Annotated in this window: 24 protein-coding genes, 1 tRNA gene and 1 other RNA gene; 17 read left to right on the top strand and 9 right to left on the bottom strand. The window is 63.8% G+C overall.

What is annotated here, in order from left to right; all coding sequences use genetic code 11:
• Positions 1–17 precede the first annotated feature (17 nt).
• Together ACZ5J0_RS03195 and ACZ5J0_RS03190 are read left to right on the top strand one after the other, a co-directional pair.
• Positions 18–203: a hypothetical protein gene (locus tag ACZ5J0_RS03195; protein WP_250819655.1), complete on the top strand. Its 186-nt coding sequence runs from the start codon at positions 18–20 to the stop codon at positions 201–203.
• Positions 204–237: 34 nt separating this feature from the next.
• The gene (locus tag ACZ5J0_RS03190; RefSeq protein WP_142936748.1) at positions 238–1,161 is read left to right on the top strand and encodes an oxygenase MpaB family protein; all 924 of its coding nucleotides are present in this window, start codon (positions 238–240) and stop codon (positions 1,159–1,161) included.
• A gap of 69 nt (positions 1,162–1,230) precedes the next feature.
• On the opposite strand, the gene ACZ5J0_RS03185 is transcribed toward ACZ5J0_RS03190, so the two are convergent.
• The gene (locus ACZ5J0_RS03185) at positions 1,231–4,692 is read right to left on the bottom strand and encodes a bifunctional proline dehydrogenase/L-glutamate gamma-semialdehyde dehydrogenase (RefSeq protein WP_464094156.1); all 3,462 of its coding nucleotides are present in this window, start codon (positions 4,690–4,692) and stop codon (positions 1,231–1,233) included.
• A gap of 123 nt (positions 4,693–4,815) precedes the next feature.
• Between ACZ5J0_RS03185 and ACZ5J0_RS03180 the strand changes: the two genes are divergently transcribed.
• Positions 4,816–5,742, top strand: coding sequence for a LysR family transcriptional regulator (locus ACZ5J0_RS03180; RefSeq protein ID WP_166841318.1), 927 nt, complete (start codon positions 4,816–4,818; stop codon positions 5,740–5,742).
• Here ACZ5J0_RS03180 and ACZ5J0_RS03175 read toward each other — a convergent pair.
• Together ACZ5J0_RS03175 and ACZ5J0_RS03170 are read right to left on the bottom strand one after the other, a co-directional pair.
• Complete coding sequence (locus ACZ5J0_RS03175; RefSeq protein WP_464094155.1) at positions 5,739–6,707, bottom strand: acyltransferase family protein; 969 nt, start codon at positions 6,705–6,707, stop codon at positions 5,739–5,741. The genes ACZ5J0_RS03180 and ACZ5J0_RS03175 overlap by 4 nt on opposite strands.
• A gap of 190 nt (positions 6,708–6,897) precedes the next feature.
• Positions 6,898–6,982, bottom strand: a tRNA-Ser gene (locus ACZ5J0_RS03170).
• Positions 6,983–7,286: 304 nt separating this feature from the next.
• Between ACZ5J0_RS03170 and ACZ5J0_RS03165 the strand changes: the two genes are divergently transcribed.
• Positions 7,287–7,610, top strand: coding sequence for a hypothetical protein (locus tag ACZ5J0_RS03165; protein WP_464094154.1), 324 nt, complete (start codon positions 7,287–7,289; stop codon positions 7,608–7,610).
• Between the two features lie 6 nt (positions 7,611–7,616).
• On the opposite strand, the gene ACZ5J0_RS03160 is transcribed toward ACZ5J0_RS03165, so the two are convergent.
• Positions 7,617–8,105, bottom strand: coding sequence for a hypothetical protein (locus tag ACZ5J0_RS03160; RefSeq protein WP_142936753.1), 489 nt, complete (start codon positions 8,103–8,105; stop codon positions 7,617–7,619).
• 465 nt (positions 8,106–8,570) lie between these two features.
• Here ACZ5J0_RS03160 and ffs point away from each other — a divergent pair.
• From ffs to ACZ5J0_RS03140, 4 genes are all read left to right on the top strand, one after another.
• Positions 8,571–8,667: signal recognition particle sRNA small type (ffs, locus tag ACZ5J0_RS03155), an RNA gene on the top strand.
• 33 nt (positions 8,668–8,700) lie between these two features.
• Positions 8,701–11,859 (top strand): DNA polymerase III subunit gamma and tau, encoded by a 3,159-nt coding sequence (locus ACZ5J0_RS03150; RefSeq protein ID WP_464094153.1) that lies wholly within the window; start codon positions 8,701–8,703, stop codon positions 11,857–11,859.
• Between the two features lie 33 nt (positions 11,860–11,892).
• The gene (gene recR, locus ACZ5J0_RS03145; RefSeq protein WP_142936756.1) at positions 11,893–12,492 is read left to right on the top strand and encodes a recombination mediator RecR; all 600 of its coding nucleotides are present in this window, start codon (positions 11,893–11,895) and stop codon (positions 12,490–12,492) included.
• A 36-nt stretch (positions 12,493–12,528) separates the two neighbouring features.
• The gene (locus ACZ5J0_RS03140; protein WP_166841313.1) at positions 12,529–13,116 is read left to right on the top strand and encodes a dihydrofolate reductase family protein; all 588 of its coding nucleotides are present in this window, start codon (positions 12,529–12,531) and stop codon (positions 13,114–13,116) included.
• Here ACZ5J0_RS03140 and ACZ5J0_RS03135 read toward each other — a convergent pair.
• Complete coding sequence (locus ACZ5J0_RS03135) at positions 13,113–14,201, bottom strand: hypothetical protein (RefSeq protein WP_464094152.1); 1,089 nt, start codon at positions 14,199–14,201, stop codon at positions 13,113–13,115. The genes ACZ5J0_RS03140 and ACZ5J0_RS03135 overlap by 4 nt on opposite strands.
• A gap of 103 nt (positions 14,202–14,304) precedes the next feature.
• Here ACZ5J0_RS03135 and ACZ5J0_RS03130 point away from each other — a divergent pair, with 103 nt between their 5' ends.
• Entirely contained in the window at positions 14,305–14,832 is a 528-nt protein-coding gene (locus ACZ5J0_RS03130; protein WP_187697058.1) for a DUF427 domain-containing protein, read from the top strand.
• A 144-nt stretch (positions 14,833–14,976) separates the two neighbouring features.
• On the top strand, positions 14,977–16,323 hold the full coding sequence (locus ACZ5J0_RS03125; protein WP_142936760.1) for an aspartate kinase: 1,347 nt from the start codon (positions 14,977–14,979) through the stop codon (positions 16,321–16,323).
• Positions 16,324–16,395: 72 nt separating this feature from the next.
• Here the strand turns inward: ACZ5J0_RS03125 and ACZ5J0_RS03120 are convergent, their stop codons facing one another.
• Positions 16,396–16,992, bottom strand: a complete 597-nt coding sequence (locus ACZ5J0_RS03120; RefSeq protein WP_142936761.1) for a TetR/AcrR family transcriptional regulator — start codon at positions 16,990–16,992, stop codon at positions 16,396–16,398.
• 109 nt (positions 16,993–17,101) lie between these two features.
• Between ACZ5J0_RS03120 and ACZ5J0_RS03115 the strand changes: the two genes are divergently transcribed.
• Positions 17,102–19,597, top strand: coding sequence for a beta-glucosidase (locus ACZ5J0_RS03115; protein WP_464094151.1), 2,496 nt, complete (start codon positions 17,102–17,104; stop codon positions 19,595–19,597).
• A gap of 155 nt (positions 19,598–19,752) precedes the next feature.
• The gene (locus tag ACZ5J0_RS03110; RefSeq protein WP_142936764.1) at positions 19,753–20,052 is read left to right on the top strand and encodes a DUF4193 domain-containing protein; all 300 of its coding nucleotides are present in this window, start codon (positions 19,753–19,755) and stop codon (positions 20,050–20,052) included.
• A gap of 123 nt (positions 20,053–20,175) precedes the next feature.
• Here the strand turns inward: ACZ5J0_RS03110 and ACZ5J0_RS03105 are convergent, their stop codons facing one another.
• Complete coding sequence (locus ACZ5J0_RS03105) at positions 20,176–20,406, bottom strand: hypothetical protein (RefSeq protein ID WP_165450136.1); 231 nt, start codon at positions 20,404–20,406, stop codon at positions 20,176–20,178.
• A gap of 100 nt (positions 20,407–20,506) precedes the next feature.
• Positions 20,507–20,701, bottom strand: coding sequence for a hypothetical protein (locus ACZ5J0_RS03100; protein WP_374206957.1), 195 nt, complete (start codon positions 20,699–20,701; stop codon positions 20,507–20,509).
• A 146-nt stretch (positions 20,702–20,847) separates the two neighbouring features.
• Between ACZ5J0_RS03100 and ACZ5J0_RS03095 the strand changes: the two genes are divergently transcribed.
• From ACZ5J0_RS03095 to ACZ5J0_RS03080, 4 genes are all read left to right on the top strand, one after another.
• Complete coding sequence (locus ACZ5J0_RS03095; RefSeq protein WP_166841298.1) at positions 20,848–21,315, top strand: MarR family winged helix-turn-helix transcriptional regulator; 468 nt, start codon at positions 20,848–20,850, stop codon at positions 21,313–21,315.
• Positions 21,316–21,426: 111 nt separating this feature from the next.
• Entirely contained in the window at positions 21,427–21,948 is a 522-nt protein-coding gene (locus ACZ5J0_RS03090; RefSeq protein WP_464094150.1) for an SSI family serine proteinase inhibitor, read from the top strand.
• On the top strand, positions 21,935–22,873 hold the full coding sequence (locus ACZ5J0_RS03085; RefSeq protein WP_464094149.1) for a 3-methyladenine DNA glycosylase: 939 nt from the start codon (positions 21,935–21,937) through the stop codon (positions 22,871–22,873). Before ACZ5J0_RS03090 ends, ACZ5J0_RS03085 begins: the two co-directional genes overlap by 14 nt.
• A gap of 29 nt (positions 22,874–22,902) precedes the next feature.
• Positions 22,903–23,322 (top strand): serine protease inhibitor, encoded by a 420-nt coding sequence (locus ACZ5J0_RS03080; RefSeq protein WP_464094148.1) that lies wholly within the window; start codon positions 22,903–22,905, stop codon positions 23,320–23,322.
• Positions 23,323–23,328: 6 nt separating this feature from the next.
• On the opposite strand, the gene ACZ5J0_RS03075 is transcribed toward ACZ5J0_RS03080, so the two are convergent.
• A complete protein-coding gene (locus ACZ5J0_RS03075) occupies positions 23,329–24,717 on the bottom strand; it encodes an MFS transporter (protein WP_166841380.1) in 1,389 nt (462 codons plus the stop codon).
• Between the two features lie 341 nt (positions 24,718–25,058).
• Between ACZ5J0_RS03075 and ACZ5J0_RS03070 the strand changes: the two genes are divergently transcribed.
• The gene (locus ACZ5J0_RS03070; RefSeq protein ID WP_464094147.1) at positions 25,059–25,934 is read left to right on the top strand and encodes a helix-turn-helix transcriptional regulator; all 876 of its coding nucleotides are present in this window, start codon (positions 25,059–25,061) and stop codon (positions 25,932–25,934) included.
• Positions 25,935–25,991: the final 57 nt, after the last annotated feature.

The following is a 25,991-nucleotide window of genomic DNA, read 5'->3' as shown; positions in this document are numbered from 1 at the left end:
TACAAACGAGCACCCAAGTGGGCGCCGCACCGGTTTTGGCAGTCACCACAGCCCTCGTCAGCGGACACGGTCAGGCCGCCGGAACCGTCAGCGCCCAAGCCATGCTGGAACAGTACCGTCCGGGCCTGATCCTGAGTGCCGCCGTCGCCATCGCCGCGCTCTTGGTGGCGGCAGCACCGAAACGGCGACGCGTGCGCAGCTGATCTCCCCTGTACAGGCGAGCCAAAGCGAGGTCTCATGGGATCTATGAGGAATTACCTCACGGAGTATAGGCATGAGCTGCAGCGCACGTTCACAGGGACGTCGGGCACGCCTCCGGAGTGGGTACCGCGCCTTGCTGAAGGGAACGACGCCGGCTATCACCTTCCGGGGTCAGCGGTATGGGCGGTGCATGGTCATGTGGCTACCATTGTGGCCGGGATCAGGGTCCTGCTGATGCAGGCCCTGCATCCCGGCGCTCTGGCAGGGGTTTATGAGCACTCGGGATTTCAGAAGGACCCTCTTGGCCGGTTGGCAAACACTGTCCGCTGGATTTTCACGGTGACGTACGGTTCCACGGAGGCCGCCGAGGCAGCCACCGCCCGTGTGCGGAAGATCCATGAGCGCGTCCGGGGGACGTACGTGGACGGCAACGGGGTCACGCGCGGGTATGCCGCCAACGATCCCGAGCTTCTCCGCTGGGTTCACGTCACCTACGCGGATTCCTTCATCACCGCCAACCGCATCTGGGGAAGGCCCATCCCGGGCGGTCCTGATGCCTACGTTCGTGAATGGGCGGCCGCGGGGAGGCTCATGGGAGTTGTAGACCCGCCGCTCACTGAGGCTCAGGTCCGTGACGAACTCGAACAGTGGTACGCCTCCGGGATACTCAGGGCCGACGAGCGGCTCGCCCAGACGGTGTCCTTTATCCGCTATCCGCCCCTAAGCCCACTCCTCAAGCCCGGCTACACCATCCTGTTCGCGGCCGCCGTCGCAAGCCTTGAACCCAAGTATCGCGAAATGCTGGGTATTCGCCGTGCCGGTTTGGGTCCGGTTCCTTTGCCCGTCATCACCGCTGCCCGGGCCGTGCTGGGCATGGTTCGCTTTGCCTTGGGCTCCCACGGACCCAGTGAGCTGGCCGCCCGGCGAAGGTTGCAGAGGCTGGGATACGCGGAGGCTTAAAGCCGAAAGCCAACCCCTCCGCGCAAGTGAGTATCGCAGAGGGGTTGGCTTTCAACCTGTTCTCGCGTGCTAGATCAGGTGGTCCGAGAGGTGGTTCGGGGTGCCGAAACGGTGCGCGGTGATGGAAACGGCCTGCTCGCGGAGGAACGGCAGCATCTCGATCCGGCCGGCCTGGGTCACAGCGCCGTGGTAGACCGCCACGTCCAGACGACCACCCATGGCTGCGCTCAGCGCGGCGAAGTCGCCACCGATCAGGCGGATCCGGCCGGCGTCGAACCGTGCCGCCCGGGCCAGCCAGGCGGCGTCGTCCTCGATCCGGACGCTGACGCCCAGGTTCGCGAACACGCTCACCACAGCGTCGGGAAGTACGACGGCGGAGCTCACCGTCAGCTTCGAGCCAGCCACTGCACCGGCTGCTACGACGCGGAGCAAGTCAGCGAGCCGCTCGCCTTCGGAGAGGCGGACCGTGACGGGGAGGGAACGGTAGCGGAAGACGTTGCGCTCAGCCGACAGGGCGGAAACATCCTTCGCGGTGCCGAACTCGGATTCCCACGCTGCTGCGTCGCTGAAGAGTGACTGCTGCAGCATCTGAAGCTCCTGAGCCGTCACGTCAGCGGACTTGGCAGCCGCGAGAAGCTGCGCAGCCGCACCCTGAAGCATGGTGCCCCGCTTGGCCTTGGCCTCGGCGGGAAGCCAGCTGCCCAGGCCCACCAGGTAGTTCGGTCCACCGGCCTTGGTTCCGGCGCCAACGGCCGACTTCTTCCATCCACCGAACGGCTGGCGCTGAACGATCGCACCGGTGATGCCGCGGTTGACGTAAAGGTTTCCGGCCTGGATGCTGTCCAGCCAGACGCCCATTTCCGCGGAGTCCAGGGAGTGCAGGCCGGCGGTGAGGCCGTACTCGATCTCGTTCTGGATGGCGATGGCTTCTTCAAGGGTCTCAGCGGTCATGACACCCAGGACCGGGCCGAAGAACTCAGTCAGGTGGAAGTAGGAGCCACGCTTGACGCCCGAGCGGATGCCCGGGGACCACAAGCGGCCGGTCTCGTCGAGACGCTCGGGCTTGACGGCCCAGGTTTCGCCATCGCCCAGGGTGGTGAGGGCGTTGAGGAGCTTGCCGTTGGCCGCTTCGATGATCGGCCCCATCTGGGTGGTTGCATTCTCCGGGTAACCGACGGTCAGTGAGCGGGCCGCGTCGATCAACTGGTTGTGGAAGCGTGCGCTCTTGGCCACTGAGCCCACCAGGATCACCAGCGAGGCAGCCGAGCACTTCTGGCCTGCGTGGCCGAAGGCCGAGTACACGACGTCCTTGGCGGCAAGGTCCAGGTCGGCACTCGGGGTGACGATGATGGCGTTCTTGCCGGAGGTCTCCGCGAGCAGCGGCAGGTCCTGACGGAAGGAACGGAACAGCTCAGCCGTTTCGTAGCCACCAGTGAGGATGACCCTGTCAACGCTGGGGTGCGAGACCAACTGGGTGCCGAGCTCGCGCTCTTCAAGCTGAACGAGTGCCAGCACTTCGCGCGGCACACCAGCCTCCCACAGGGCATCCACCATGACCGAGCCGGAGCGGCGGGCCTGCTTTGCAGGTTTGATCACGACGGCGGAGCCCGAGGCGAGCGCTGCGAGCGTCGAACCTGCGGGGATCGCCACCGGGAAGTTCCACGGAGGGGTCACCACGGTGAGGTTGGCTGGGACGAACCTGGCGCCGTCCACCGTTTCCAGGTCTTTGGCGCGCTCGGCGTAGTAGTGAGCGAAGTCGATTGCTTCGCTGACCTCGGGGTCGCCTTGATCGATGGTCTTGCCGGTCTCGGACGCCATGACCTCCAGGAGTTCAGCGCGGCGGGCCTCGAGGACCTCGCCGGCGCGGTGCAGGATGGCTGCGCGCTCGGCGGCGGGGCGGGCGCCCCAGGCCTTGCCGTGGTCAACGGCGGTGGCGATGATCCGATCCAGCTGGGCAGCGTCGGAGACCTTGGTGGACTCCACGATCTTGTTGCCGGCGGTGGAACCGGGGATGCGCTTGAGGATGTCGCGGCCCCATGCACGGTTGGCCGGGAGCGCCGGGTCCGTGTCCGGGGTGTTGATGAAGCCCTCCAGCGGCGCGGGCTCGGCGGGGAGACGGCGGTCCTGCTTGCGGTTGGGGCCCGGAACCTCGTCCGTCATTCCGGCCAGGGAGTCCAGGAAGCGCTGCTGCTCGCGCTTGAACAGCGCTTCATTTTCGCTGAGTTCAAAGACTGCGGACATGAAGTTTTCCTGGCTGGCGCCCTCTTCGAGGCGGCGGATCAGGTAAGCGATGGCGACGTCGAACTCACCCGGGTGGACCACGGGTGTGTAGAGCAGGAGGCTGCCAACGTCCTTGCGGACCGCGGTGGCCTGGCCCGTTGCCATGCCCAGGAGCATTTCGAATTCAATGCCCTTCGTTACGCCTCGTTCCTTGGCGAGTAGCCAGGCGAAGGCTACGTCGAACAGGTTGTGGCCGGCGACGCCGATGCGAACAGCATCGATGTGCTCGGGGGTGAGGGCGTAGTTGATGACGTTCTTGTAGCTGGTGTCCGAGTCCTGCTTGGTGCCCCAGGTAGCCAACGGCCAATCGTGCAGGGATGCTTCAACCTGCTCCATGGGAAGGTTGGCACCCTTGACCACGCGGACCTTGATGGGAGCGCCACCCTGGGCACGTCGGGCAGACGCCCACTCCTGCAGTTCCTGCATGGCACCGAGAGCATCAGGCAGGTAGGCCTGCAGGACGATGCCGGCCTCGAGGTTCTTGAATTCGGGCATGTCAAGGATTCGCTTGAACACCGCGATGGTCATGCTGAGGTCCTTGTATTCCTCCATGTCCAGGTTGATGAACTTGGGCTTGGGGAAGGAGGCAGCGAGGCGGTAGAGCGGGGTGAGCTTCTCCACGACGTGATCCACGGCTTCGTCGAAAGCCCACGGGGAGTGCGGTGCCACGGTGGAGGATTCCTTGATGGAAACGTAGTCCACATCTTCACGAGCAAGGAGCTTCAACGTGCCATCCAGGCGGCGCTGGGCTTCGTGCTCGCCCAAAACTGCTTCGCCCAGGAGGTTCACGTTGAGGTGAACACCGTCCTGGCGGATCTTGGCGATGGCCGGGCCAAGCTTGGCGTCGGTGGCGTCAACGATCAGGTGGCCTACCATTTCGCGGAGCACGCGGCGGGCGATCGGGATGACAAGCTGCGGGACGATCGGAGCCATGACGCCACCCACGCGGACAGCGCTGCGCATGTACCAGGGGAGGAACTTCGGCACCTTCGGAGCCAGCTCGGCCAGCTTCCGGCCGGCGACGGACAGGTCCTCGGGGCGGATGACGCCGTCGACGAATCCGACAGTGAAGTCAAGGCCGTGCGGGTCCTTCAAGACGCCGGCGAGGCGCTGCGCGGACACGTCCACGGGGATCTTGCTGGCTTCGGTAAGCCAGTGGCGGACCAAGGCAATGGCTTCCTGAGCCAAAGCATCGAACTGCCCGGAATCCTGGGTGCGCGGGGCGGTGGCATCCGGGAGGGTGCTGGTCATGGGGGCTCCTTCTGGGGCGGAGAAGTTTGTTTGTTTCCATCAGTATGGATCTACAATCACGTTAGGAAAAGCGATCTTTTCTGACGAATATTCATTACTCATCCCGAATCTTTGGAGGCTGCCGTGCTGGACGTCCGCAGGCTGCGTTTGCTGCACGAATTGAAGATCCGCGGAACCCTCGCCGAGGTAGCCGATGCGATGCAGTACAGCCCCTCTTCGGTGTCGCAGCAGCTGACGCTATTGGAGAAGGAAGCGGGGGTGGAACTGCTGCGAAAAGCGGGGCGTCGGGTGCAGTTGACTCCGCAGGCGGAGATCCTGGTGGCCCACACCGCTGCGCTGCTGGAAACCTTGGAGCGAGCCGAAACTGAGCTCGCGGCATCGCTGTCCACGGTGACCGGGACCGTGCGCCTGGCGGTGTTCCAGTCCGCGGCACTGGCGTTGCTGCCTGAGTTCCTCACCATCATGCGCCAGGAGTATCCCGAGGTACGCGTGGAGATGACACAGCGCGAACCGGAGACCGCACTCTACGAAACGTGGGCGCGGGACTTCGACCTTGTGGTGGCCGAGCAATACCCGGGCCACGCGGCCCCGCACCATAGCGGCCTGGACCGGGTTACCCTTACCAGCGACGCCATCCGGCTGGCCACTCCCCCCGTAGGACTTGGCGGCGAAACCGTAGCCACCCTCGCTGACACGGCGTCCATGCCGTGGGTCATGGAACCCCGCGGCGCAGCATCCCGGCATTGGGCAGAGCAGGCCTGCCGGTCCGCGGGATTCGAGCCGGACGTGCGCTACGAAACAGCCGACCTCCAAGCCCAAATCCGGCTCATCGAATCCGGGAACGCCGTGGCACTCATGCCGGACCTCGTGTGGACCGGCCGCAGCCGCACAGTCCAACTCCTGGACCTTCCTGGCCTGCCGGAGCGAACCGTGTTCACCTCCACCAGGACGGCCGGCCGGATCCACCCGGCAATTCTGGCCTGCCGGGAAGTGCTGGAACGGGTGGCCGCCGCTCAGCAGAAAGATACCGAGCAGCAGGCTGACGGCTAACCCACAAGCCAGCGGCGGAGCGGCGACCGGAGCACCAGTAAGGCGAGAGCAAAGGGCAACGCCAAAGCTACAACTGCGTCAAAGATCGCTCCCGACGCAGGCGTGTTGAGCAGGTAGAGGAAAAATGCGTGGCTGAGAACCACCACCAGCCCGGCGGAGGCCAGCCGGATCGTCAGGCGATTCACTGCCGGGCCAACCCCGCGGTAAAGCGCTGCGAAGACAAGAATGAGCCCCAGGCTCATTGCTGATGCGTTGACCACGCTCAACGCGACCGTGCCGAAGTCGCCGTCTTTCATGTTCAGCGGCCGCACCACACCGCCCACCGTCAGGGCAACGCCGGCAAGTACCAGACTCACGCCCACGGCGGTTCTATAGCAGACGCGTTGGACCATGGCAGGCAAAGCGCGACCGACGAGGACGAACACCAGGCACGGCACTGCCAAAGCTATTCCCAGCGGCGTCCTTGCCATCACCTCCCCCGCAATAACGCTTGCTGCCAGCCCCAGTCCAGCGATGATCCACGCAACCCACGCCGGAAAGCGTTCCAGCCAGCGGCACAGCACAGCCGTGAAAAAGAGGACCGGTACAAACCAGAATGCGGAGTATGGTCGCACCGCGAAAGCTCCGCCGTAGACTGCATTTCGGAGTGCTTCGACGGGTAGGGATCCGCCGCGCAGGTACTCCACGGAAGCGAACGCGACACTGATGACGGCCAGCCAAGCAACGTACGGGACCAGGAGCGTCTTGGAGCGGCGGGTGATCTCATCGCGCACCGTCCGGCCCGGTTTCCATAGATAGCCCGTCAGGATGAAAAATACGGGGACATGCCACGCGAACAGGGCGTCAGTGAACGGCCCGGACGTCCAGACATGCCCAACCACTACGGCAGCGATTCCGATAAGCCTGATGGCGTCCAGGTCCGCCGCCCGAGCCCGACTCGGCAGGGCCGCACTAAGGTCCGACACCGGATCCCCTCTGGTTGCGAACAAGTCCACGCAATCCTAGGAGGGCATAGAGGTCCGGCAAAGCGCGTCATAGGACAAATGGCGTGCTCGGAATGTGCGGACCTCATGCCGGAAAACCATCATGGCGGGAGCCGAATTTTGGGCAAAGAGAAAGGCTCCGGGATCACGTGGATCCCGGAGCCTTTTTCGGCGGAGAATGGGGGATTTGAACCCCCGAGGGCGTTAACCCAACACGCGTTCCAGGCGTGCGCCATAGGCCGCTAGGCGAATTCTCCTTGCTTCCGATTCGAAAGCAGATACTACTGTACCTGAGAATTTCGGCATCGTGTAATCGGGCTGATTTGCCACGTCCAAGCACCCTCGAAGGAGGGCTCGTTAACGGAAAAATGGACGCCCCCAACGCGCCCATTCTTGCGGTACAACGTTGAGCTGCCGGGTCCGGCCCCTCGCTCCCAGGCCCCGCAGCTCACAATCTTGAGATTGCCCCAATCGGTGTACATACCCATGGTCCGCTGAGGCCGGGTGATTTGCAATGGTTGAGACCTGTTTGTAGCCGAAGTTTGTTGACAGGATGTCCCCATGACGCAGCTCCACGCCTTGGTGATTTACGTACCAGAGACCCACATTGAAGAGGTCCTCCTGGCCATCGGCGACGCCGGCGGGGGCCGAATAGGGAACTACTCGCACTGCACCTTCACCGCACCGGGCACTGGGCGCTTCACGCCTCTGCCGGGAGCACGGCCCGCTATCGGCGAGGTTGGGATTGAGGAGCAGGTGCCCGAAATCCGTGTTGAGTGCGTGGTCGAGGAGGACAGGCTCGACGGCGTGGTGCTGGCTCTGCGGGCGGCGCACCCTTACGAGGAGCCGGCTTTCATGACGTGGCCGGTGAATGGGTGGCGGTGATCCGGATCAGGCGAAGATGGGCATTCGCCCCGCTGCCAATTCTCCGTTGATCATTGCGATCTCATCGGCGGACATCAGTCTTACATCCGCGCTAAAAGCTCGGTTCGAGGCGCGCGCCCAGTTGACGACGTCCGACCAGCACCAAAGTGAGACCCCCGCCTGGATGGCCGGAAGGGGGAATGGAAAAGCCGCTTGCCGCTCGCCGGCAACCCAGTGGGCCACAGCCTGTCGTGTCGTTTCCAGCCGCTCCGCTATCTCACCCCGGGTGACATAGTCGAAATCAATTGCTAGAACGTCTCCACCCAGATGACGAACCTGGTCAACCACCCGGTGGGCGGCCAGTGTGCCGCTCTCGGCGTCCTGCAGCACGGTCACATATGGCACTTCCGCAAAGCGGGACACGATCGCGTCAAGTTGTTCCACAAGCAGGTCTTCAACCGGCTCGGGAAGTTCCCGCAAACGGAGACGCACTTCGAATGGGTGCTCGGTAGTCATAGTTTTAGAATATTCCAATGTGTTGACAAGTGACAACAGCTACCGCCGCCCTCTGAGTAGTTCATGCTGGCCCGGACACCGACGTGCGTCGCGAAGGAGGATCTTGGCTCGCTGGGACGAATTCCCAGGAGTGCCGTCAACCCTCAACTGCGCACCGCCAGATCCGCAGGGGCAGTACATGTAGAACTTGTGCCCTTGGCGCCTCAGCCTCCATCCGGAGACGACGAGGACACGAACCACAGCGAGCACGTCTTTGTGAATCTCGCCGGTTACGTCCTTTGGGTCAACCCAATCCCCACTACTCATCCCGCCCCACTGCCCCAACCTTTCCAACGAACCCCTCATGCAGTCCGAGGTTTACCACCCAGCCCCGACAAAGTGAGAAGGTTAACCACCCGCCGTCGAGCCTTATCCACAGCCCGTCGAGCCGATTCGAACCCCAACCCAAGTTCGGGTAAGCTTGTCGACGGCCCCTCATGTGGCGTCATCCTGTTGAACTCCCCCAGGACCGGAAGGTAGCAAGGGTAGATGGGCTCTGGCGGGTGCATGAGGGGTCACTTATTTAAATGTCAGTCTCTATAGGTAGGTTTCACTTGTGACTGTTACAACTGCCCTGTATCGAAGGTATCGCCCGGACTCTTTCGCGGACGTTATCGGGCAGGAACACGTCACGGAGCCGCTGATGACGGCGCTCCGCAAGAACCGTGTGAACCACGCCTACCTCTTCTCCGGCCCCCGCGGCTGCGGCAAGACCACGTCCGCACGCATCCTGGCCCGCTGCCTTAACTGCGCCGAGGGACCCACTGACACCCCCTGCGGCCAGTGCCCCAGTTGCATCGAACTCGCACGCGGAGGCTCCGGCTCGCTGGATGTCATCGAGATCGATGCCGCCAGCCACGGTGGCGTTGACGACGCCCGCGATCTCCGCGAACGCGCAACGTTCGCCCCCGTCCGTGACCGCTACAAGATCTTCATCATTGACGAGGCCCACATGGTCACGTCGGCCGGCTTCAACGCACTGCTCAAGATCGTCGAAGAGCCGCCGGAACACATCAAGTTCATCTTCGCCACCACGGAGCCGGACAAGGTCATCGGGACCATTCGCTCCCGCACGCACCACTACCCCTTCCGGCTGGTGCCACCCGAGCCGCTCATGCAGTACCTCGAACTCCTTTGCCAGCAGGAGAATGTTCCTGTCGCTCCCGGCGTTCTTTCGCTGGTCATCCGCGCAGGTGGCGGTTCCGTTCGCGACACCTTGTCCGTCCTGGACCAGCTCATGGCCGGCGCCGGACCAAACGGCCTGGATTACGAGCTCGCTGTTGCCCTGCTCGGCTACACGCACGCTTCCTTGCTGGATGACATCGTGGACGCCGTCGCAGCGTCCGACGCCGCAGTGGTCTTCAAAGCCGTGGACCGCGTCATCCAAACCGGCCACGATCCCCGGCGCTTCGTTGAAGACCTTCTGGAGCGTTTCCGCGACCTCATCATTGTCCAAGCGATGCCCGAGAGCGCGCAGGCCATCCTCCGCGGTATGCCGGCGGACCAGATCGCCCGGATGCGCAACCAGGCAACCAACCTTGGGGCAGCCGAGCTGTCCCGGGCTGCAGACGTCACCAATACCGCGCTCACGGAAATGACCGGGGCCACATCGCCGCGCCTCCACCTTGAGCTGTTGTGTGCCCGCATCCTCCTGCCCAGTTCCGAGCAGACGGAGCGGGGTATCGCGGCCCGCATCGACCGCGTGGAACGGCGCCTGAATTACGCGGGCGACGCCGGCGCACCGGCTGTCGCTGCCGGCCCACCCGCAGCTGCGGCTACCTCGCAGGCAGCTGCGCCGCTCGCCCCGGCAACTCCGGCGCCAGCGGAAGCCCCTGCCGCCGCGGCCCCCGCCGCTCCCGAGCCGTCAACCAGTAGTGGATCACGCGACGCCATTACAGCACCGCGAGTATCCACCAGCGATTGGCCCATCGAAGATCGTCCGGCTGCTGAACGATCTTCCCGGGCTGCTGCACCGGAAGCTGCTGCGGCCCAAGCCGCTCCTGTCCCGGCACCAGCACAGCAAACCCCACCTGTTCAAGCTTCCACCACTCCCCCGTCGCAGGCAGCTCCGCAGGTTCAGCGGGCAGCCCCGGCGCAGGCAACGGTGACGCACCAGGCAGCGCCGCAGCCTGCCGTTGAGGCTCCAGCTCCGGTTCCAGCTCCGGCGCAGGCTCCAGCTCCGGCGCAGGCCCAGGCTCCGACCCCAGCTGGCAGCGGCGACGTGGAGGCTCTGCGCCGTGCATGGCCGGACGTTCTTCAGACGCTGACCAAGATCAAGCGCAGTACCTGGGCTCTCGTGGAACCGAATGCCCAAGTGGCCCAATTCGACGGCCAGGTGCTGACGTTGGCATTCACCACGGGCGGTCTTGCTGGTGCGTTCGGGCGTGCGGATCACTCCGAGAACCTTCGGCAGGCGATTCATAAGACCATCGGCATCGACTGCCAGATCGTCGCGGTCGCTGGCGGCAACAGCTCAGCGAGCTCTGAGCCAAACCCAAAAGCACCTACTAGCCGGGACATTCCGGCTGCTGCGGCACCAGCAAGCGCCCGGGCGTCGGCTGGTGCCGGGTCCCCTGTGGAAACAGCAGCAGCTGTTACGTCAGCCACCGCGGACGCAGCCTCGACGCCGGCGCCGGTATCAGCTGTCGACTCCGCCTGGGGTCTCGCACCCGCTTCGGCGACGGCGGCATCCGCACCGGCAGCCACGCCAGTAGCTCCCCCGCGGGCCGCCACGCCAGTAGCTCCCCCGCAGGCTGCTGCACCGGCAACTGCAGTGGCACCGGAAGCCGTCTCGGCCCCGGCTCCCGAGCCCTCCGGCGATTACTCGTACCCTGACGACGATTGGGGTCCGCCGCTGGACGAAGACGCGCCGCCTCTGGATGAAGAGCCTCCTGCGGATTGGGAGCCGCCTTCGGGCTACGGCCGTACCAGCACGCAAACGGCTGCCCCCGCAGCGGCCAGCCCGTCCCCGTCGGCATCGGCATCGCCTTCCACACCCCAATCACCGTCGTCACCCCGGGCGTCGGCAACACCGTCCCAGGCCACCACAACCACAGCGTCCCAGGCAGCACGTGGCAACGCGTCCGAGGATCCGTGGTCCCGTGCAGTCGAGCAAGCGCCTGGGACGTGGGTTGTGGGCACCGAGTCCAATGTGGGCAGGAAACCCGCCGAAGCGGCCCAAGATGTCGCCCCGGCAACGGACGCCCCTGACTACGAACCCGCCGCAGCGCAGGTGCCGGAAGCAGCCACCGCTGCCTACGGCCATCCCACCAACGCGGAGCAGAACCCGAGCTCCAGCTGGGACGTCGCACCGGCGTCGAGCTGGCCCGCGACCCAATCGATGCCCGCCCCGGCAAGTAGCGCCGCCCCGTCTGCCAGCAACGCACCGGCAACCTGGCCATCCTTGGCGACGCAACCCGAGGAAGCGCACGGTTCGGTAGCCACACTGGAGGAGGCCGCGCCGTCGGGAAGTCCGAATGGCCGCCAGAGCCTGTACCAGCGGTTGACCAACAGCCCCGAAGCCCAAGCGGGCCGTGTTCAGGCACCCGCACGGACCCAGGCAGCCCCCGCCACCGTGACGGAGGACATTCCCAGTCCGGAAGACGAAACCATCGAAGAATCCCGTGTCTTTGGGCGGGCTGCCGTGGAGCGTATTCTGGGCGGGAAGCTGATTGAAGAGCGCGCCTTGGACGGTTCTCCCCTGCAGCCCCGCTGACTCCAGCATTGATTTCAACCTAACGAGGACATTGTGTACGAAGGTGCAGTTCAAGAGCTGATTGATGAGCTCGGCCGGCTTCCCGGTGTGGGCCCCAAATCAGCGCAGCGCCTGGCGTTCCACATTCTTGAGGCCGATCCTGAGGATATGAAGCGCCTGGTCACGGCCATCACCACGGTCAAGGAACGGGTGAAGTTCTGCACCGTGTGCTTTAACGTGACCGAGCAGGAAACGTGCAATATCTGCCGCGACCAGCGTCGTGATCCGTCGGTCATCTGCGTCGTGGAAGAGTCCAAGGACGTCCTGGCCGTTGAGCGCACGCGGTCCTTCCGCGGCCGTTATCACGTGCTGGGCGGGGCAATTAATCCCATCGCAGGCGTCGGTCCGGAGCAGTTGCGCATTCGTGAACTCCTCACGCGCCTCAACGACGGCGCCATCCAGGAAATCATCATCGCCACGGACCCCAACCTTGAGGGCGAAGCTACAGCCACTTACCTTGCCCGCATGCTCAAGTCGATAGGCATCACCGTGACTCGGCTGGCCTCCGGCCTTCCCGTAGGCGGGGACCTGGAGTACGCGGACGAAGTCACGCTCGGCAGGGCGTTCGAGGGCAGGCGCAACGCGCTGTTGTAGTCTCGCAGTCACAACATCAACCGTGATTGGGGTCCCGTGCGAGAACTTGTGTACTACGTTGCTGTGAGCCTGGACGGCTATATTGCCGGCCCTGGAGGCGAGTTTGACGCGTTTCCGGTGGAGGGCGACCACATGGCCGCCTTGAATGCGCGGTTCTCAGATGCCATTCCCACTGCGATTGCCGACGCCTTTGGCATCGAACGCACCGGGACCATGTTCGACACCGTGGTGATGGGCTGGAATACCTACGCGGTGGGCCTGCCGGTGGGCATGACAAGCCCGTATCAGCATCTGCAGCAGGTGGTTTTCTCGCGGACCCGGACTGGGGCGGACATTCCTGGCGAGCACCCGAACCTGACGTTGACGTCCGAGGACCCGGTGGAAGTGGTGCGCCGGTTGAAATCCGAGCCGGGGAACTCCATCTGGCTGTGCGGCGGTGGCACGTTGGCCACCCGGCTTTCCGGGGAGATCGACAGGCTGGTGCTCAAACGCAACCCGCTCCTCTTTGGCGACGGCATCCCGCTGTTTGCGCCCGGCGCCTATCAGCCCAGCGCCTTCGATGAGGTTTCGACGACGGCGTTCGGCTCGGGCGTGGTGGTTTCCGAGTACGTGCGACGGGGCTAGCCGGAACGCGGACTAGTTCGCAGCCTCCTCGCAGCCAGCCAGCGTCCCGGAACCAGCACCAGCGCGGCCGTGAGTGCCTGCAGCACCAAGCCTGTCAGCGCCACTGGCATGGACGGCGCACGGTTGGTGCTTGATTCTCCGCGGAGGCACGGCACTTCACGGGATGGCCCGTCGGAAGCCCACTGCAGTCCGGACATCACCCAGCCCAGCGCGTTATCCGGGGGCACCATGTCGGCGCCGATGCTCCCCAGAAGGAGGGCCGGGTTGGCTGTGGCAAGCCACACGACCCGGTCGGTGTGGGCAACCTCAACCGGTTGAAGCTCGCCCACACATTCGTAGGCAATGACCCGCCCCGCACCGTCCCGCTCCACATTCACCGGTACTGACGCCTGGTCCATTCCGGTGGTGCCAGGAAGCAGCAGGGCCGTGACAACAACGTTGCCTAAGCAGAGGAATGCCACCACTACGGCGGCCAACGCCGCACCCGGCGCCGCCGTGGCAAAGCACGTCCGGGCACCTGCACCGATCAGCCCGAACAGGGCTACTTCGAGGACAATCACCACGACGGCGGCACCGGTCAGCGCGGTCGGCCCACCAACACTGCTGCCCACCGCGAGCAAGACGCCACCGGCCAGCGCAGCCAACGCCATCCCTCGCATGGCCCCTGACAGCAGAAGAACGGGTACGCGCCCATGGGAATGACGGAAGCCCCACATCGCGCCCAACACGGCGGCGGCAAGTGCCAGGAACACCGCCGTGATCAGGTAGATGGCGCCTGGAACCCTGACGTCGAACCACCCATTGGCTTCCCCTACCGCAATCACAGCGGCAGCTGATCCCCAAGCGGCCGCAATCCCCAAGGCGCAGGCCACCCAGAACCTCCACGAGGTAAAAGATGTCCGGGCGCTGTGCCATGCAACGGCCAAGTCTGTCCCGAACTGCGGGGCGGGTCTGCCCGGAGACCCAGTCCTTGGACTGGTGCGATCAAAGCCGGAGGGCTGATCGTCGATCACGCCGCCGATCACTTCGTATTCGGGTTCATGGGTTGGACCCGGACCGCGTGGGCGGTCAGGAACGCCGGCCATTGCCTCTCGCACTCCTCATGAATGGATGGTACGCCGGGCACGCTGCCACGGATACGCCCAAAACTTCACGGGGAGATCCCAGCCAAGCGTGCCACTATGGGACATGGTCTCCAGTCGCAGTGTTTCCGGCGTCTTCCGGCGCCCCCGTCCCATCAAGCCGGCCCCCGGTCAGGAATCGGTGTGGGACTATCCGCGCCCGCCCCGGGTTGAGCCGCGTGCCGAGCGGGTTGTGGTGCGGCTGGGAGGTCAGGTGATCGTAGACACCACCGATGCTGTGAGGGTGTTGGAAACCAGCCATCCTCCTGTCTATTACGTGCCGTTGGATGCCTTCCCGGAAGGTGTTCTTATTCCTGTTGGGGGCACCACATTCTGCGAATTCAAGGGGCAGGCGAGCTATTTCACTATCGCTGCCGGCGGGACGGTTGTTGAGCGCGGCGGTTGGACGTACCCACACCCGACCCGGGGCTTCGAGGCCCTGAGCACACGGGTGGCCCTGTATCCGGAAAACATGGAAGCCTGCACGGTGGACGGTGAGCAGGTGACGTTCCAGGAAGGCGGCTTTTATGGCGGCTGGATCACCCGGCAGATTGTGGGCCCGTTCAAGGGCGGTCCGGGCACGGCCGGATGGTAGAGGGATGGGGTGGCCGCTATGTGGTCACAATTCCTACCAGCCCTGCACACGGCGATAAACTGGGCAAATAAGCTACGCAGGCGTGCTCAAATTTGGATTTGGCAGGCCGCGTTCGAACCCTATTGATGCAGTGAGGGTGCGCGCATGACTATGCCCACTACCGAAGTGAAGATCGACGAGCTCTCCAACGAGGCTGCCATTACCAAGCAGCTGATCGTTCAAAAGTTCGGCGGTTCCTCGGTTGCCGATGCTGATGGCATCAAGCGGGTCGCTCAGCGCGTCGTGGACGCGCAGAAGGCCGGCAACGAGGTTGTGGTTGTTGTTTCCGCAATGGGCGACACCACTGATGAACTCCTGGACCTTGCAAGCCAGGTCACCGACTCGGCTCCAGCCCGTGAAATGGACATGCTGTTGTCCGCCGGTGAACGAATTTCCATGGCCTTGCTCGCCATGGCCATCAACAAGTTCGGTGCCTCCGCGCAGTCCTTCACGGGCTCCCAGGCCGGCATGATTACCGACGGCATCCACGGCAAGGCGCGAATTATCGACGTCGATCCTCACCGCATCCGCACCGCCCTGGACAAGGGTCACATTGCCATCGTGGCAGGTTTCCAGGGCATGAGCCGCATCACCAACGAGATCACCACCTTGGGCCGCGGTGGCTCGGACACCACCGCTGTTGCCTTGGCTGCGGCTCTCGAAGCTGACGTCTGCGAAATATACACGGATGTGGACGGCATTTACACCGCCGACCCCCGCGTCGTCAGCAGCGCCCAGAAGATCGAACGTATCTCCAGCGAGGAAATGCTGGAGTTGGCCGCTTCCGGTGCCAAGATCCTGCACCTGCGTTGCGTGGAGTACGCCCGCCGTTTCGGTGTGCCGCTGCACGTCCGCTCGTCATTCAGCCAGAACGAAGGCACCTGGGTCATCCCCGGCGCCGACGAAAAGTTCACTATTCAAGAGGGAGTTGCCTTGGAGCAGCCAATCATCTCCGGCGTTGCACACGACCGGTCCGAAGCCAAGGTCACTGTGGTGGGCGTACCGGACATCCCCGGCAAGGCAGCTGCAATCTTCCAGGTGATCGCAGATGCGCACTCGAACATCGACATGATCGTCCAGAACGTCTCCACCCACGGCACCGGCCGCACGGACATCTCGTTCACCCTTCCCATTGTTGAAGGTGCGGACGCCCTGGCCGCCCTGCGCGCCGCCGAGGGCCAGATCGGCTTCGAGAGCATCGAATACAACGAGCACGTTGGCAAGCTCTCCCTCATTGGTGCAGGCATGCGCTCACACCCCGGCGTTTCGGCCACGTTCTTCAAGGCCCTCTCTGACGCCGGCATCAACATTGACATGATCTCCACCTCGGAAATCCGTATCTCCGTGGTTACCAGCGCTGACGCCTTGGATGATGCCGTGCGCGCCATCCACAATGCGTTCGAGCTCGACGGCGACGCTGAGGCTACCGTCTACGGCGGCACCGGCCGCTAGCATCACCACGGGCATCGCCCCCAAGTAAGTAGCAGATAAGGCCGTTCTGAGCTCTCAGAACGGCCTTATCTGCTACCCAGTTGGGTGCGACGGGGCCAGCAACACGTCGGTGAGCTGCCGCAGTCCTTCGGCCATGTCCACTGATTTGTCGTAAAGCCACTGCAACTGCAGGCCGTCGAAGGCAGCCACCACCAGCCGCGCAAGAGCTTCAGCGCCGACGTCGGTGCGTACCTCGCCGGACGACTGGCGCCGTTCGATGTCGGCAGCAATGCCCCGAATCACGGTCTCGTAGCGGTCCTTGAAGTACGCGTGGGAGTCGTGCCCTGGGTCATTGGCAGTTGCCGAGGCAACCGCGTAGAGGGTAGTCAGCCCCGGCTCCCGCTCGTTCCGCTCGGCGATGCCCGGCATAAGGGCCAGCCCCACCTCGGATTCGCCGCCAAGGGCCAGGGAGCGACGATCCCGTTCTGCCAGGACGGCCGTGAGGAGCTCCTGCTTGCCTTTGAAGTAGTGGAATAAGGTGGCTTCCTTGACACCCACCAACTCGGCAACGCGCTTGAGCGCTGTTCCCTCAAATCCTTCGGTTGCGAAGACGTCGGTGGCGGTCTGGATGATCTGTTCGCGGCGTTCCGCTCCCTTGGCGTATTGGCCGCGGGCCCTCGAAGTTGGCATTGGCTCAGTCTATTTCAGGGGCACTTGAGCTAAAAACCTAGTCACACTAGATTTTAGCGGTTAGAGTTCTAGGTAGACCCAACGACGGGCATAGAAGGAGCAGCCACCCATGAATCCCACACTCGCAGCTGCCGTCACGGCACCGCAGGCCGGATCCCCGGACGCCGAAGCGAAGATCCGTGAACTCGCCACGAGTCTGTCCCTTGAGCAGCAGGTCCAATTGCTGACCGGAGCGGACGTCTGGTCCACCCACGCCATCCCGGAGATCGGCCTGTCCCGCATTGTGATGTCCGACGGCCCGGCAGGCGTCCGCGGCGAAGACTTCGATGAGCGCCACGACTCAGTCTCCTTGCCGTCGTCGTCCGCCTTGTCCGCCACCTGGAGCGTGGAAACCGCCCACCGCTACGGCCAGATGCTGGGCCAGGAGGCCCGCCGCAAAGGCGTCCACGCCGTCCTGGGCCCCACCATCAACCTGCACCGCTCGCCGCTGGGCGGCCGCCATTTCGAATGCATGAGCGAGGACCCCCGGCTCACCGCCACCATGGCTGCCGGCTACGTTGCCGGCGTCCAGTCCATGGGTGTGGGCGCCACCCCCAAGCACTACCTCGCCAACGAGGCTGAGACCGAGCGCTTCACCGCAGACTCCATAGTGGACGAGCGCCCGCTCCGCGAGCTGTACCTAGCCGCCTTCGAGGACGCGATCACCGAGGCCCGCGCCTGGTTGGTGATGAGTTCGTACAACTCCATCAACGGCACCACCGCCAGCGAGAACAAGCTGCTGGAAACGCCACTGTCCACCGAATGGGACTTCGACGGCGTGGTGGTGTCCGACTGGACCGGCGTCCGCTCGATCGACGCAGCCAACGCCCACCAGGACCTGGAAATGCCGGGACCGGTAGGCCACTGGGGACCCAAGCTGCTGGCCGCCGTCAATGATGGCCGCGTGAGCCGTTACGCCATCCTGGAGAAGGTCACCCGCATCCTGCGCCTGGCGGCCCGTGTCGGTTCACTCGAGGGATTCGCGCCCGCAGTCACCCAGCTCCCCACACAACTTGACGGTGCCGCCGTCGCGCGTGAAGTAGCCGTCCGCGGCGCCGTGCTGGTCCGCAATAAGGGGCTCCTGCCTCTGGATGCCAAAATGCTAAGCAGCGTGGCCGTGATCGGCCACAACGCTGACGAAGCCCGCACCCAGGGCGGCGGCAGCGCCACGGTGATGCCCAAGTACACCGTCTCGCCGTTGGAGGGGCTGCGGAAGGCACTGCCCGACGACGTCACGGTCGCCTACGCGCGCGGCGCCAAGGTTGCCGAGGGCATCCAGGCGTTCCCCCGCGCCTCCCTGCACAATCCGGTCTCCGACGTCCCCGGAATCCGCGTGACCTTCCTGGCGGAAGACGGCTCGGAGATTTCCGGCGAAGACCGTTTGGCTTCGCACTTGATCTGGTTCGGCATCGGAATTCCCGACGGCGCGGCCTCCATCCGCATGGAAGCGGACTGGACAGCAGAAACAGCAGGTGTCCACCACCTTGGCGTCGGCACAGTGGGCCAGATCCGCTTTGTCCTGGACGGCACGGAAGTCTTCAACAGCGAGCTTGAGGACGATACCGAAGTCCTGGGTGCGGCGCTGTTCGATCCGCCCAAAACCGTTCACGCGATCGAAACCACGGCGGGCCAGACGGTCCGCATCGAAGCCGAGTACCAACTGCCAGCCGAACAGATCATCCCGTTCACTGCCATCCTGCTGGGCGAGGAAACCATCGTCACGGACCCGCAGGCGGAAATCGACGCCGCCGCTGAAGCGGCCCGCACGTCCGACGTCGCCGTGGTGGTGGTGGGCACCAACGCCGCCATCGAATCCGAAGGCTTCGACCGCAAAGACCTGAACCTTCCGGGTTACCAAAACCAATTGGTCGACGCCGTTGCCGCAGCCAACCCGCGCACTGTTGTGGTGGTCAACTCGGGCTCCCCGGTACTGATGCCCTGGCTGGACAAGGTGGACGCGGTCCTGCTGGGCTGGTTTGGAGGGCAGGAATTCGGCAACGCAATCGCGGACATCCTCCTGGGTGCCCAAGGGCCGGGTGGACGCCTGCCCACCACCTGGCCTGCCGCATTGGAAGATGTCCCTGTCCTGAACACCACGCCAGTTGCGGGAAAGGTGGTCTATTCCGAGGGCATCCACATCGGTTACCGGGCATGGTTGAAGCAGGAAGCCGAAGGCGGGGCCGCTCCGGCACTCCCGTTCGGTTATGGCCTTGGCTACACGACGTTCGAGCTCGGCAAAGCCCACGCACCCCAGGCGGTGGCCGCCGGTAAGGACGTCGTAGTGCACGTCCCCGTCAAGAACACCGGCACCCGCACCGGGCGGGAAGTAGTCCAGGTTTACCTGGAACGCCCCGAATCCGGCGTGGAGAGGCCTGTGCGCTGGCTTGCCGGTTACGCCGGAACCCACCTGGCAGCTAACGGAACCGAGAGTGTGGAAATAAGCATCCCGGCCAAGGCGTTTGCACATTACGACGCCGGCTGGCAGTTTGAGCGGGGTACGTTCCGGTTGTTGGTCGGTCGCCACGCGGCGGACCAATTCCAATCATTGGACATCGAACTCCGGTAACAGATGGGCGAAATCACGCTTGGTGGCGGGTTTTTCTGCCCGTCACCCACGTGGTTTTCGCCACAAGCCGCATAACTGGGGTATGGTATGGAATTTTCGTGGCATGCTGTACGTTGCATACCCGGTAACCCCCTAACACGAAGAGGCATTAAAAAGTGGCAGCCGATTACGACGAACTCCGTACCGATGTAAAAGAGAACCAGGAGCAGTCCCTCCAGGCTCTCCAGTCCGCCAGCGCTCCCACGGCCAAGAGTGTCGTGCTTGAACTGGACGAAACCGATGGCCTCGACGCCAGCGGCCCCGGCGGCGAAATCGTCGCCGAAGAACTGGTCATCCAGGTCATCCCGCAGGCAAATGACGAGTTCACTTGTCACTCCTGCTTCCTGGTCCGCCACCGTTCGCAGATTGCCCGCGAAAAAGATGGCGTCGCCTACTGCACTGACTGCGAAGGCTAAGACGACCCACCACCCCGGCGGACCTAGAACGTCAGGGAGTGCCGCCGTCGGGATTAAATTGCGGAAGGACCGGAGCAAGCGCTCCGGTCCTTCCGCAGTTCGTGGGGTGCTTCCACTGTCCCCCTACAGGCTGTAGTCAGTGGTGGTTGGACCGGGATCATTGTTCCGGACTGCGTAGTGATGGCCCTCAGAGTCGGTCTCGATGTCGAAGTTCTTCAGATCCGCCTCGGAAGCGGTCTCGAAATCATCATGCTTGTGCAGCACAGGACTGTCCGTATCACCGTGGGTTGCCGGTCCAAAAACGGACTGCAGCCGCTCGGTCACGTGGACGAAGCCTTCCATTCTGCGTCCCATGTTTTCCACCTCCCTTCTTACCGGAGAGCGAAAAAGCGGCAGGGCTGGTGCGTGCCGTTCAGTGAGGCAATTTTACGCCCAAAATCCCCGTCGCGGGGGGTTACCGCAGGGACTTGTCTTCCGGATTGCGGGGTACCACGTAGGTGCTGCCATCGGGACGGCGGAGGGTTTCCCACTGCTGTGTCTCGGCTTGGCGCTGGGCGAGCAACTTCCGGTTGTCCTCGGTCATCTCGTGGTCGAGGGAGCTGCTGTGCGCGGGGCCGAAAATTACCCGGAACTTCCCTGTCGCGCGCATGAATTTCCGTGTAAAGGATTCCTGGGCCACGCGGATCGACTCCTCTTTTAGGCGGTTCAATAAGTACATAGTACGCTAATCATTAGTGCACTAACTAATTGGTGAGTGTGCGCTAATAGATCTGGCAGCGAGCACAGGAGGCAGCCATGACAACCACAAAAGAGCCCACTCAGGAGACCGACGACCTCCTCCTCGAACGCCAGCTGTGTTTTGCCCTGACCGTGGCCTCGCGAAGTGTTGTGGGCGTGTACAAGCCTGTGCTGGAACGGCTCGGGCTCACCCATCCCCAGTACTTGGTAATGCTTGCCCTCTGGGAGCGGAGCCCCCGAACGCTGAAGGACATCAGCGACAGCCTCCTCCACGACCCCGCCACCCTCTCCCCGTTGCTTCGCCGCCTGGAGGAAGCCGAACTCATTACCCGCGAGCGCGTTCCGGGCAACGAGCGGGCATTGGCCGTCAAGCTGACAGATAAAGGCGCTGCACTCCGCGATCAGGCCACAGCAGTTCCGGGCGAGATCCGTGAGCGCCTGCAACTCAGCCGCGAAGAAGTAGCTGAACTCCACCAGGCCATGACGGGGTTGATCGCCGCCACCCAACGGCATAACTCGCTTTAACAAACCCGCGCGGCCACTAGCCAAGCACGCTCCCCCGGTGGTCTTCTTGAAGCGAACACGGAAACAGGCACCACTAGTGCCACGTAAAATGGACGCAACCTAGGAGATTCCATGCGCATGCGATTTGTTCGGCCCCTGTTGGCAGTACTGGCCATCGCCGGCCTCGCCGCATGCTCAGGCACCCCGACACCAGGTTCCACAGGCAGCGCAAGCCAGGCACCGTCGTCGTCGGCCCCCTCCGGCAGCAGTCCCGGCAAGACCGCAACTCCCAGTGCGTCAGCAGCCGCCGGCGCGGGCAACGCCGAGCTGTCCATCACGCTCGTCGAAACCCCGGAGTCCGCTCCGCAAACATTTACGCTCGTATGTAAGGATGGCGCACCGGCGGCCGAAAGCAGCCACCCATCAGGAGCCGAGGCCTGCAGCACCCTCAAGAGCGGCCCCTCCATCCTGAGCCCGGCCCCCACCCGGACGGACCAAGCCTGCACCATGCAGTACGGCGGCCCGGCAACAGCCAAGGTGACCGGCTCAGTGGACGGCAAGGAAGTCAACGCGTCCTTCAAACGCTCGGACGGTTGCCAGATCGCCCTCTGGGACGCCGCGAAGAGCGTCCTGGGATCAGATGGCGGCCTCTAGGCTGCGGCACCTCCCCCAAGAGCAATGGCTCGGGCTGGAGGCAGCCCACCATGCTCGCGTCGCGCAGTACGCCGATCCGTATCTGGACAGGCGTTCGGCCGGCAAGAAGCACCCCGTGGAGGATTTCCTCTTCACTTACTACACGCAGAAGCCGGGGCAGTTGCAGCGCTGGCACCCCGGGCACGGCGTGGTCCTTAGCGGCGAACGCGCCCTTGACCGTGTGGCCTGGAAGTTCTACCGAACGCTCGACGACGGCGAACTCGCCTCAGCGGGGTTAACTCCAGGCACGCCGGCGGTCACCTTTGACCGCGGCGGCTTCCTGGCCGACCGCGCCGAAGCTGTCCGCTTCGCGGGAATCATCCTCTCGGGAACGGCCAAGCGACCGGCACAATTCGGGTGCTTTGGGCTGCATGAGTGGGCCATGGTGTACCGGCAGGAGAAGTTCGAGCTACGGCACGAATACCTGAAGCTGAGGCTCGGCGGCGAGGGCACTGACTCCGTTGTTGAAGAGAACCGCATCCGTTGCTCGCACTTTGACGCTTTCCGCTTCTACACACCGGACGCCACCGCGTTGAATGAGCTCACGCCCACCCGGGAGAACCAGCGCACCATGGAACAGCCAGGTTGCCTGCACGCCAACATGGACCTCTATAAATGGGCGTACAAGTTGACGCCTGCCCTGCCCAGCGAGCTGGTGATGGACGCTTTCGAGTTGTCGTGGCGGATCCGGGCGATGGATATGCAGGCCTCACCCTACGATCTTGAAGAATGGGGCTACCCACCCATCAGGATTGAGACACCGCAGGGCAAGTCCGAGTACGTTGAATACCAGCGGGCTTTCGCGGCCGAATCCCAGGAGCTGCGGGCCCGTGTGCTCCAGGCAGTAGGGCCGCTCTTGGACGAGCTGAGCGGCTTGGCTGCCTGAGCACCCGCCGCCACCAGCGAAAGGTAACCATGGTTTCCGCTAAAGAGAACGACTCCGCCACCAGCGACCCAAACGACAAAGAACACGACGTCGACCTGACAGTCACGCTGACAGAGGCACCTGATGCTGAGCCGCGGGAGTTCCGCCTGCGTTCCATGAACGGTGTGCTGTCCGCGAACGCCGATTCCGTTGATTCAAATCTGCCCGACGCCACGGCGGCGCTGGCCGCCGTGGAGCAGTTCGGCGAGGAAATCTTCTTTCCCGAACCCAAACCGGACCGAATCTGCACCCAGCAGTACGGTGGGCCGCAGGTAGCGGTTGTGACGGGCTGGTTCCGTGGCCGGAGGGTCCACAGCCAGTTCAGCAGGACCGATGGCTGCGAGATCGCACGTTGGAAAACTCTGGCATCGCTGTTGGGGAACACCGGGGGCTCCACGGGCGCCGTGTAAGTATTCCTAGCCGAGCGCCGGGGTGGGCCTCCGGAGGAACAATCCCACCACCAGCGCCGTGAGCAGGCACAGACCCGCATTCACCCAGATGGCTGTGGTGACACCGCTGAGCACAGCCGGGGCATCATTGTTTCCGATGGCAAGAATCTGTGCGGTGAAGATGGCGCTCATGATCGGAATACCCATGGTGATGCCCACCTGCTGACTCATGGTTGCCAATCCGGTAGCAAGGCCTTGCTCCTCATCAGGCAGGCCGGAGGTTGCAGTGACCATGAATCCGACGATGACGACGAGGTTGGCCACGCCCCCTACGAACGTTGCCGCCAGCAGCAAGGCGATGGAGGCGGGGTCGGCACTGAGCAAGACCAGGGAACCGGTGGCGATTGCCTGGACAATGAATCCATAGACAATGGCTTTCTTGTTGCCGATCTTTCCGATGACCTTGGGGCCTAGGACGCCACCCAGTACGGTTCCAAGACCCAGGACCGCAAAGGCCAGACCGGCACCGAGCGGGGTGTAGCCGAGGACCTGCTGCAGGTACAGCGTCAACAGGAACACCAAGGACGTTTCGGTGACAAAGGCAAGGATGCCCGCGATGTTTCCCCAGGCGACCGTGGAGCGCTTCAGGATCTCCAGCGGCACCAGGGGTGAGGCGGCTTTGCGTTCGACCGCCACGAAAGCCACGAACAACACCACAGCTGCTGCGAGGGAACCCAGCGTCAGCGGATCAGTCCACGAGTGTTCAGCGGCGTTCGTCAAACCAAATACCAGGGCCAGAAGGCCGAGGGTCACCGTGATGGCGCCCGGAACATCCAGCTTCACCTTGCTGGCCGGCTTGCTCTCGGCCAGGACGATGGGGGCAATGATCAGCACTGCGATGGCCACTGGAACATTGATGAAGAAGGCCCAGCGCCAGCTGAGCAGGTCCGTCAACAATCCGCCGAGGATTGCCCCGGTGGTGAACCCGGCAGCCATCAGGGACCCGTTGAGGCCCAGGGCTTTCTCGCGCAGCGGACCTTCCGGGAACGACGCCAGCAGCAGGGACAACGCAGCCGGAACGACGATCGCCGTCGCAACGCCTTGGCCCACGCGGGCGATGAGCAACAAAGCAGGATCGGCCGCGAGGCCACCGGCGAGAGATGCTGCACCCAGCAAAGCCATACCGATGATGAACATCCGGCGGCGGCCGGCGATGTCCGCGACACGCCCGAACAACAGTGTCAGCCCGGCGGCGCAGAGCGCGAACGCCGTCGCGATCCACTGGAGGCTCTCCAGGCTGAATCCGACGTCGGCGCCGATGGCCGGGAGGGCGACGTTCAGAATCGAGAAATCAACGGCGAGGGTGAAACTCGCCGCGAGCAGGACAATGAGTGCCAGCTTTTGGCGACCGGTCATCCGCTGCGACGGTTCGTCCCGTGGCGAATATTCAGTGGGCCGCCCGGCTTCGGTCAACGGTGGAACGCCGGGTCCGGTGGTGACATCCGGTTGCGTGGTCATGGGAGTGTTCCTTTTCTGGAGGGGTAGCCGTCCGCGGACGGCATCTTCACATCTCCACATTCACTGACTGGCCAGGGATCAACCACACCCCCTTCTGCCTACCCCTGGCAGTGACAGGCGGGACAATGCCATACCCGCCGTTGCCGCCTTTGTCTTGTCACAAGAAGTTGCGCGACGCCGGATCAGAGTGTCACTGGCAGGGACAGGACAGACCCGCGCAAGAGAGGCAGAATGGGCACATGAGTAATCCGAGTGAACTTGGGGAGTTCCTTCGCGTTCGAAGGGCTGCCTTACAGCCAGAGGACGTTGGCCTTCTGAATTACGGCATCCGCCGCGTACCCGGCCTCCGGAGGGAGGAACTGGCAATGTTGGCCGGCGTCAGCAATACGTACTACACCCGCTTGGAGCAGGGCCTCAGTAACAACGCGTCCGAAGCGGTCATCGATGCAATAGCCCGGGCACTTAACCTGAACACGGACGAACGCGCCCATCTTTTCAATCTTGCCCGGCCCGGAACCACCAAAAGGCGAACGCTAACCAAGCCGGATAAGGTAAGGCCCGGTACGCTGCGCCTTATCCAGTCAATGTCCAACACACCCGCGGTCGTCCTGGGACGCCGCAGCGAAGTGCTGGCGTGGAACCGGATTGGTCATAGGCTAGTGGCCGGTCACCTGGATTTCGCTGCGCCCGAGACGCCATCGACGAGGCCCAACATGACGCGGCTGTTGTTTCTGGACCGCCACACCCGTGAGTTGTACACGCGATGGCTCGAAGAAGCCACCCGGGCCGTGTCATCGTTACGACTGGTCGCGGGCCGCGCCACCGATGACCCGGAGCTGGCGTCATTGGTTGGCGAGTTAACGATGAACAGTGAAGAGTTCGCCAATTTGTGGGCACGGCACCCTGTTGAGAACTGCATGTCCGGGCTGAAATACATGCACCACCCCGAGGTGGGCGATATTGAGCTCAACTTCGAAGTCCTCACCCCGCCTGACGAATCGGGTCACCGGATCCTCATGTACACCGCTGATCCAGGCACGCCCGCGGCCGAGGCCTTGCAATTGCTGACGTCCAGCGACGCCAGCGTGGTGGCTCAACGCATCGCAGCCAGGTAGTCCTTCTGTCACGACAGGAAAGCCAAGAAGGCCCGATCCATCAGGATCGGGCCTTCT

Source organism: Arthrobacter sp. DualSoilB13, assembly GCF_055389195.1.
This window is presented reverse-complemented; position numbering and strand designations above follow the sequence as displayed.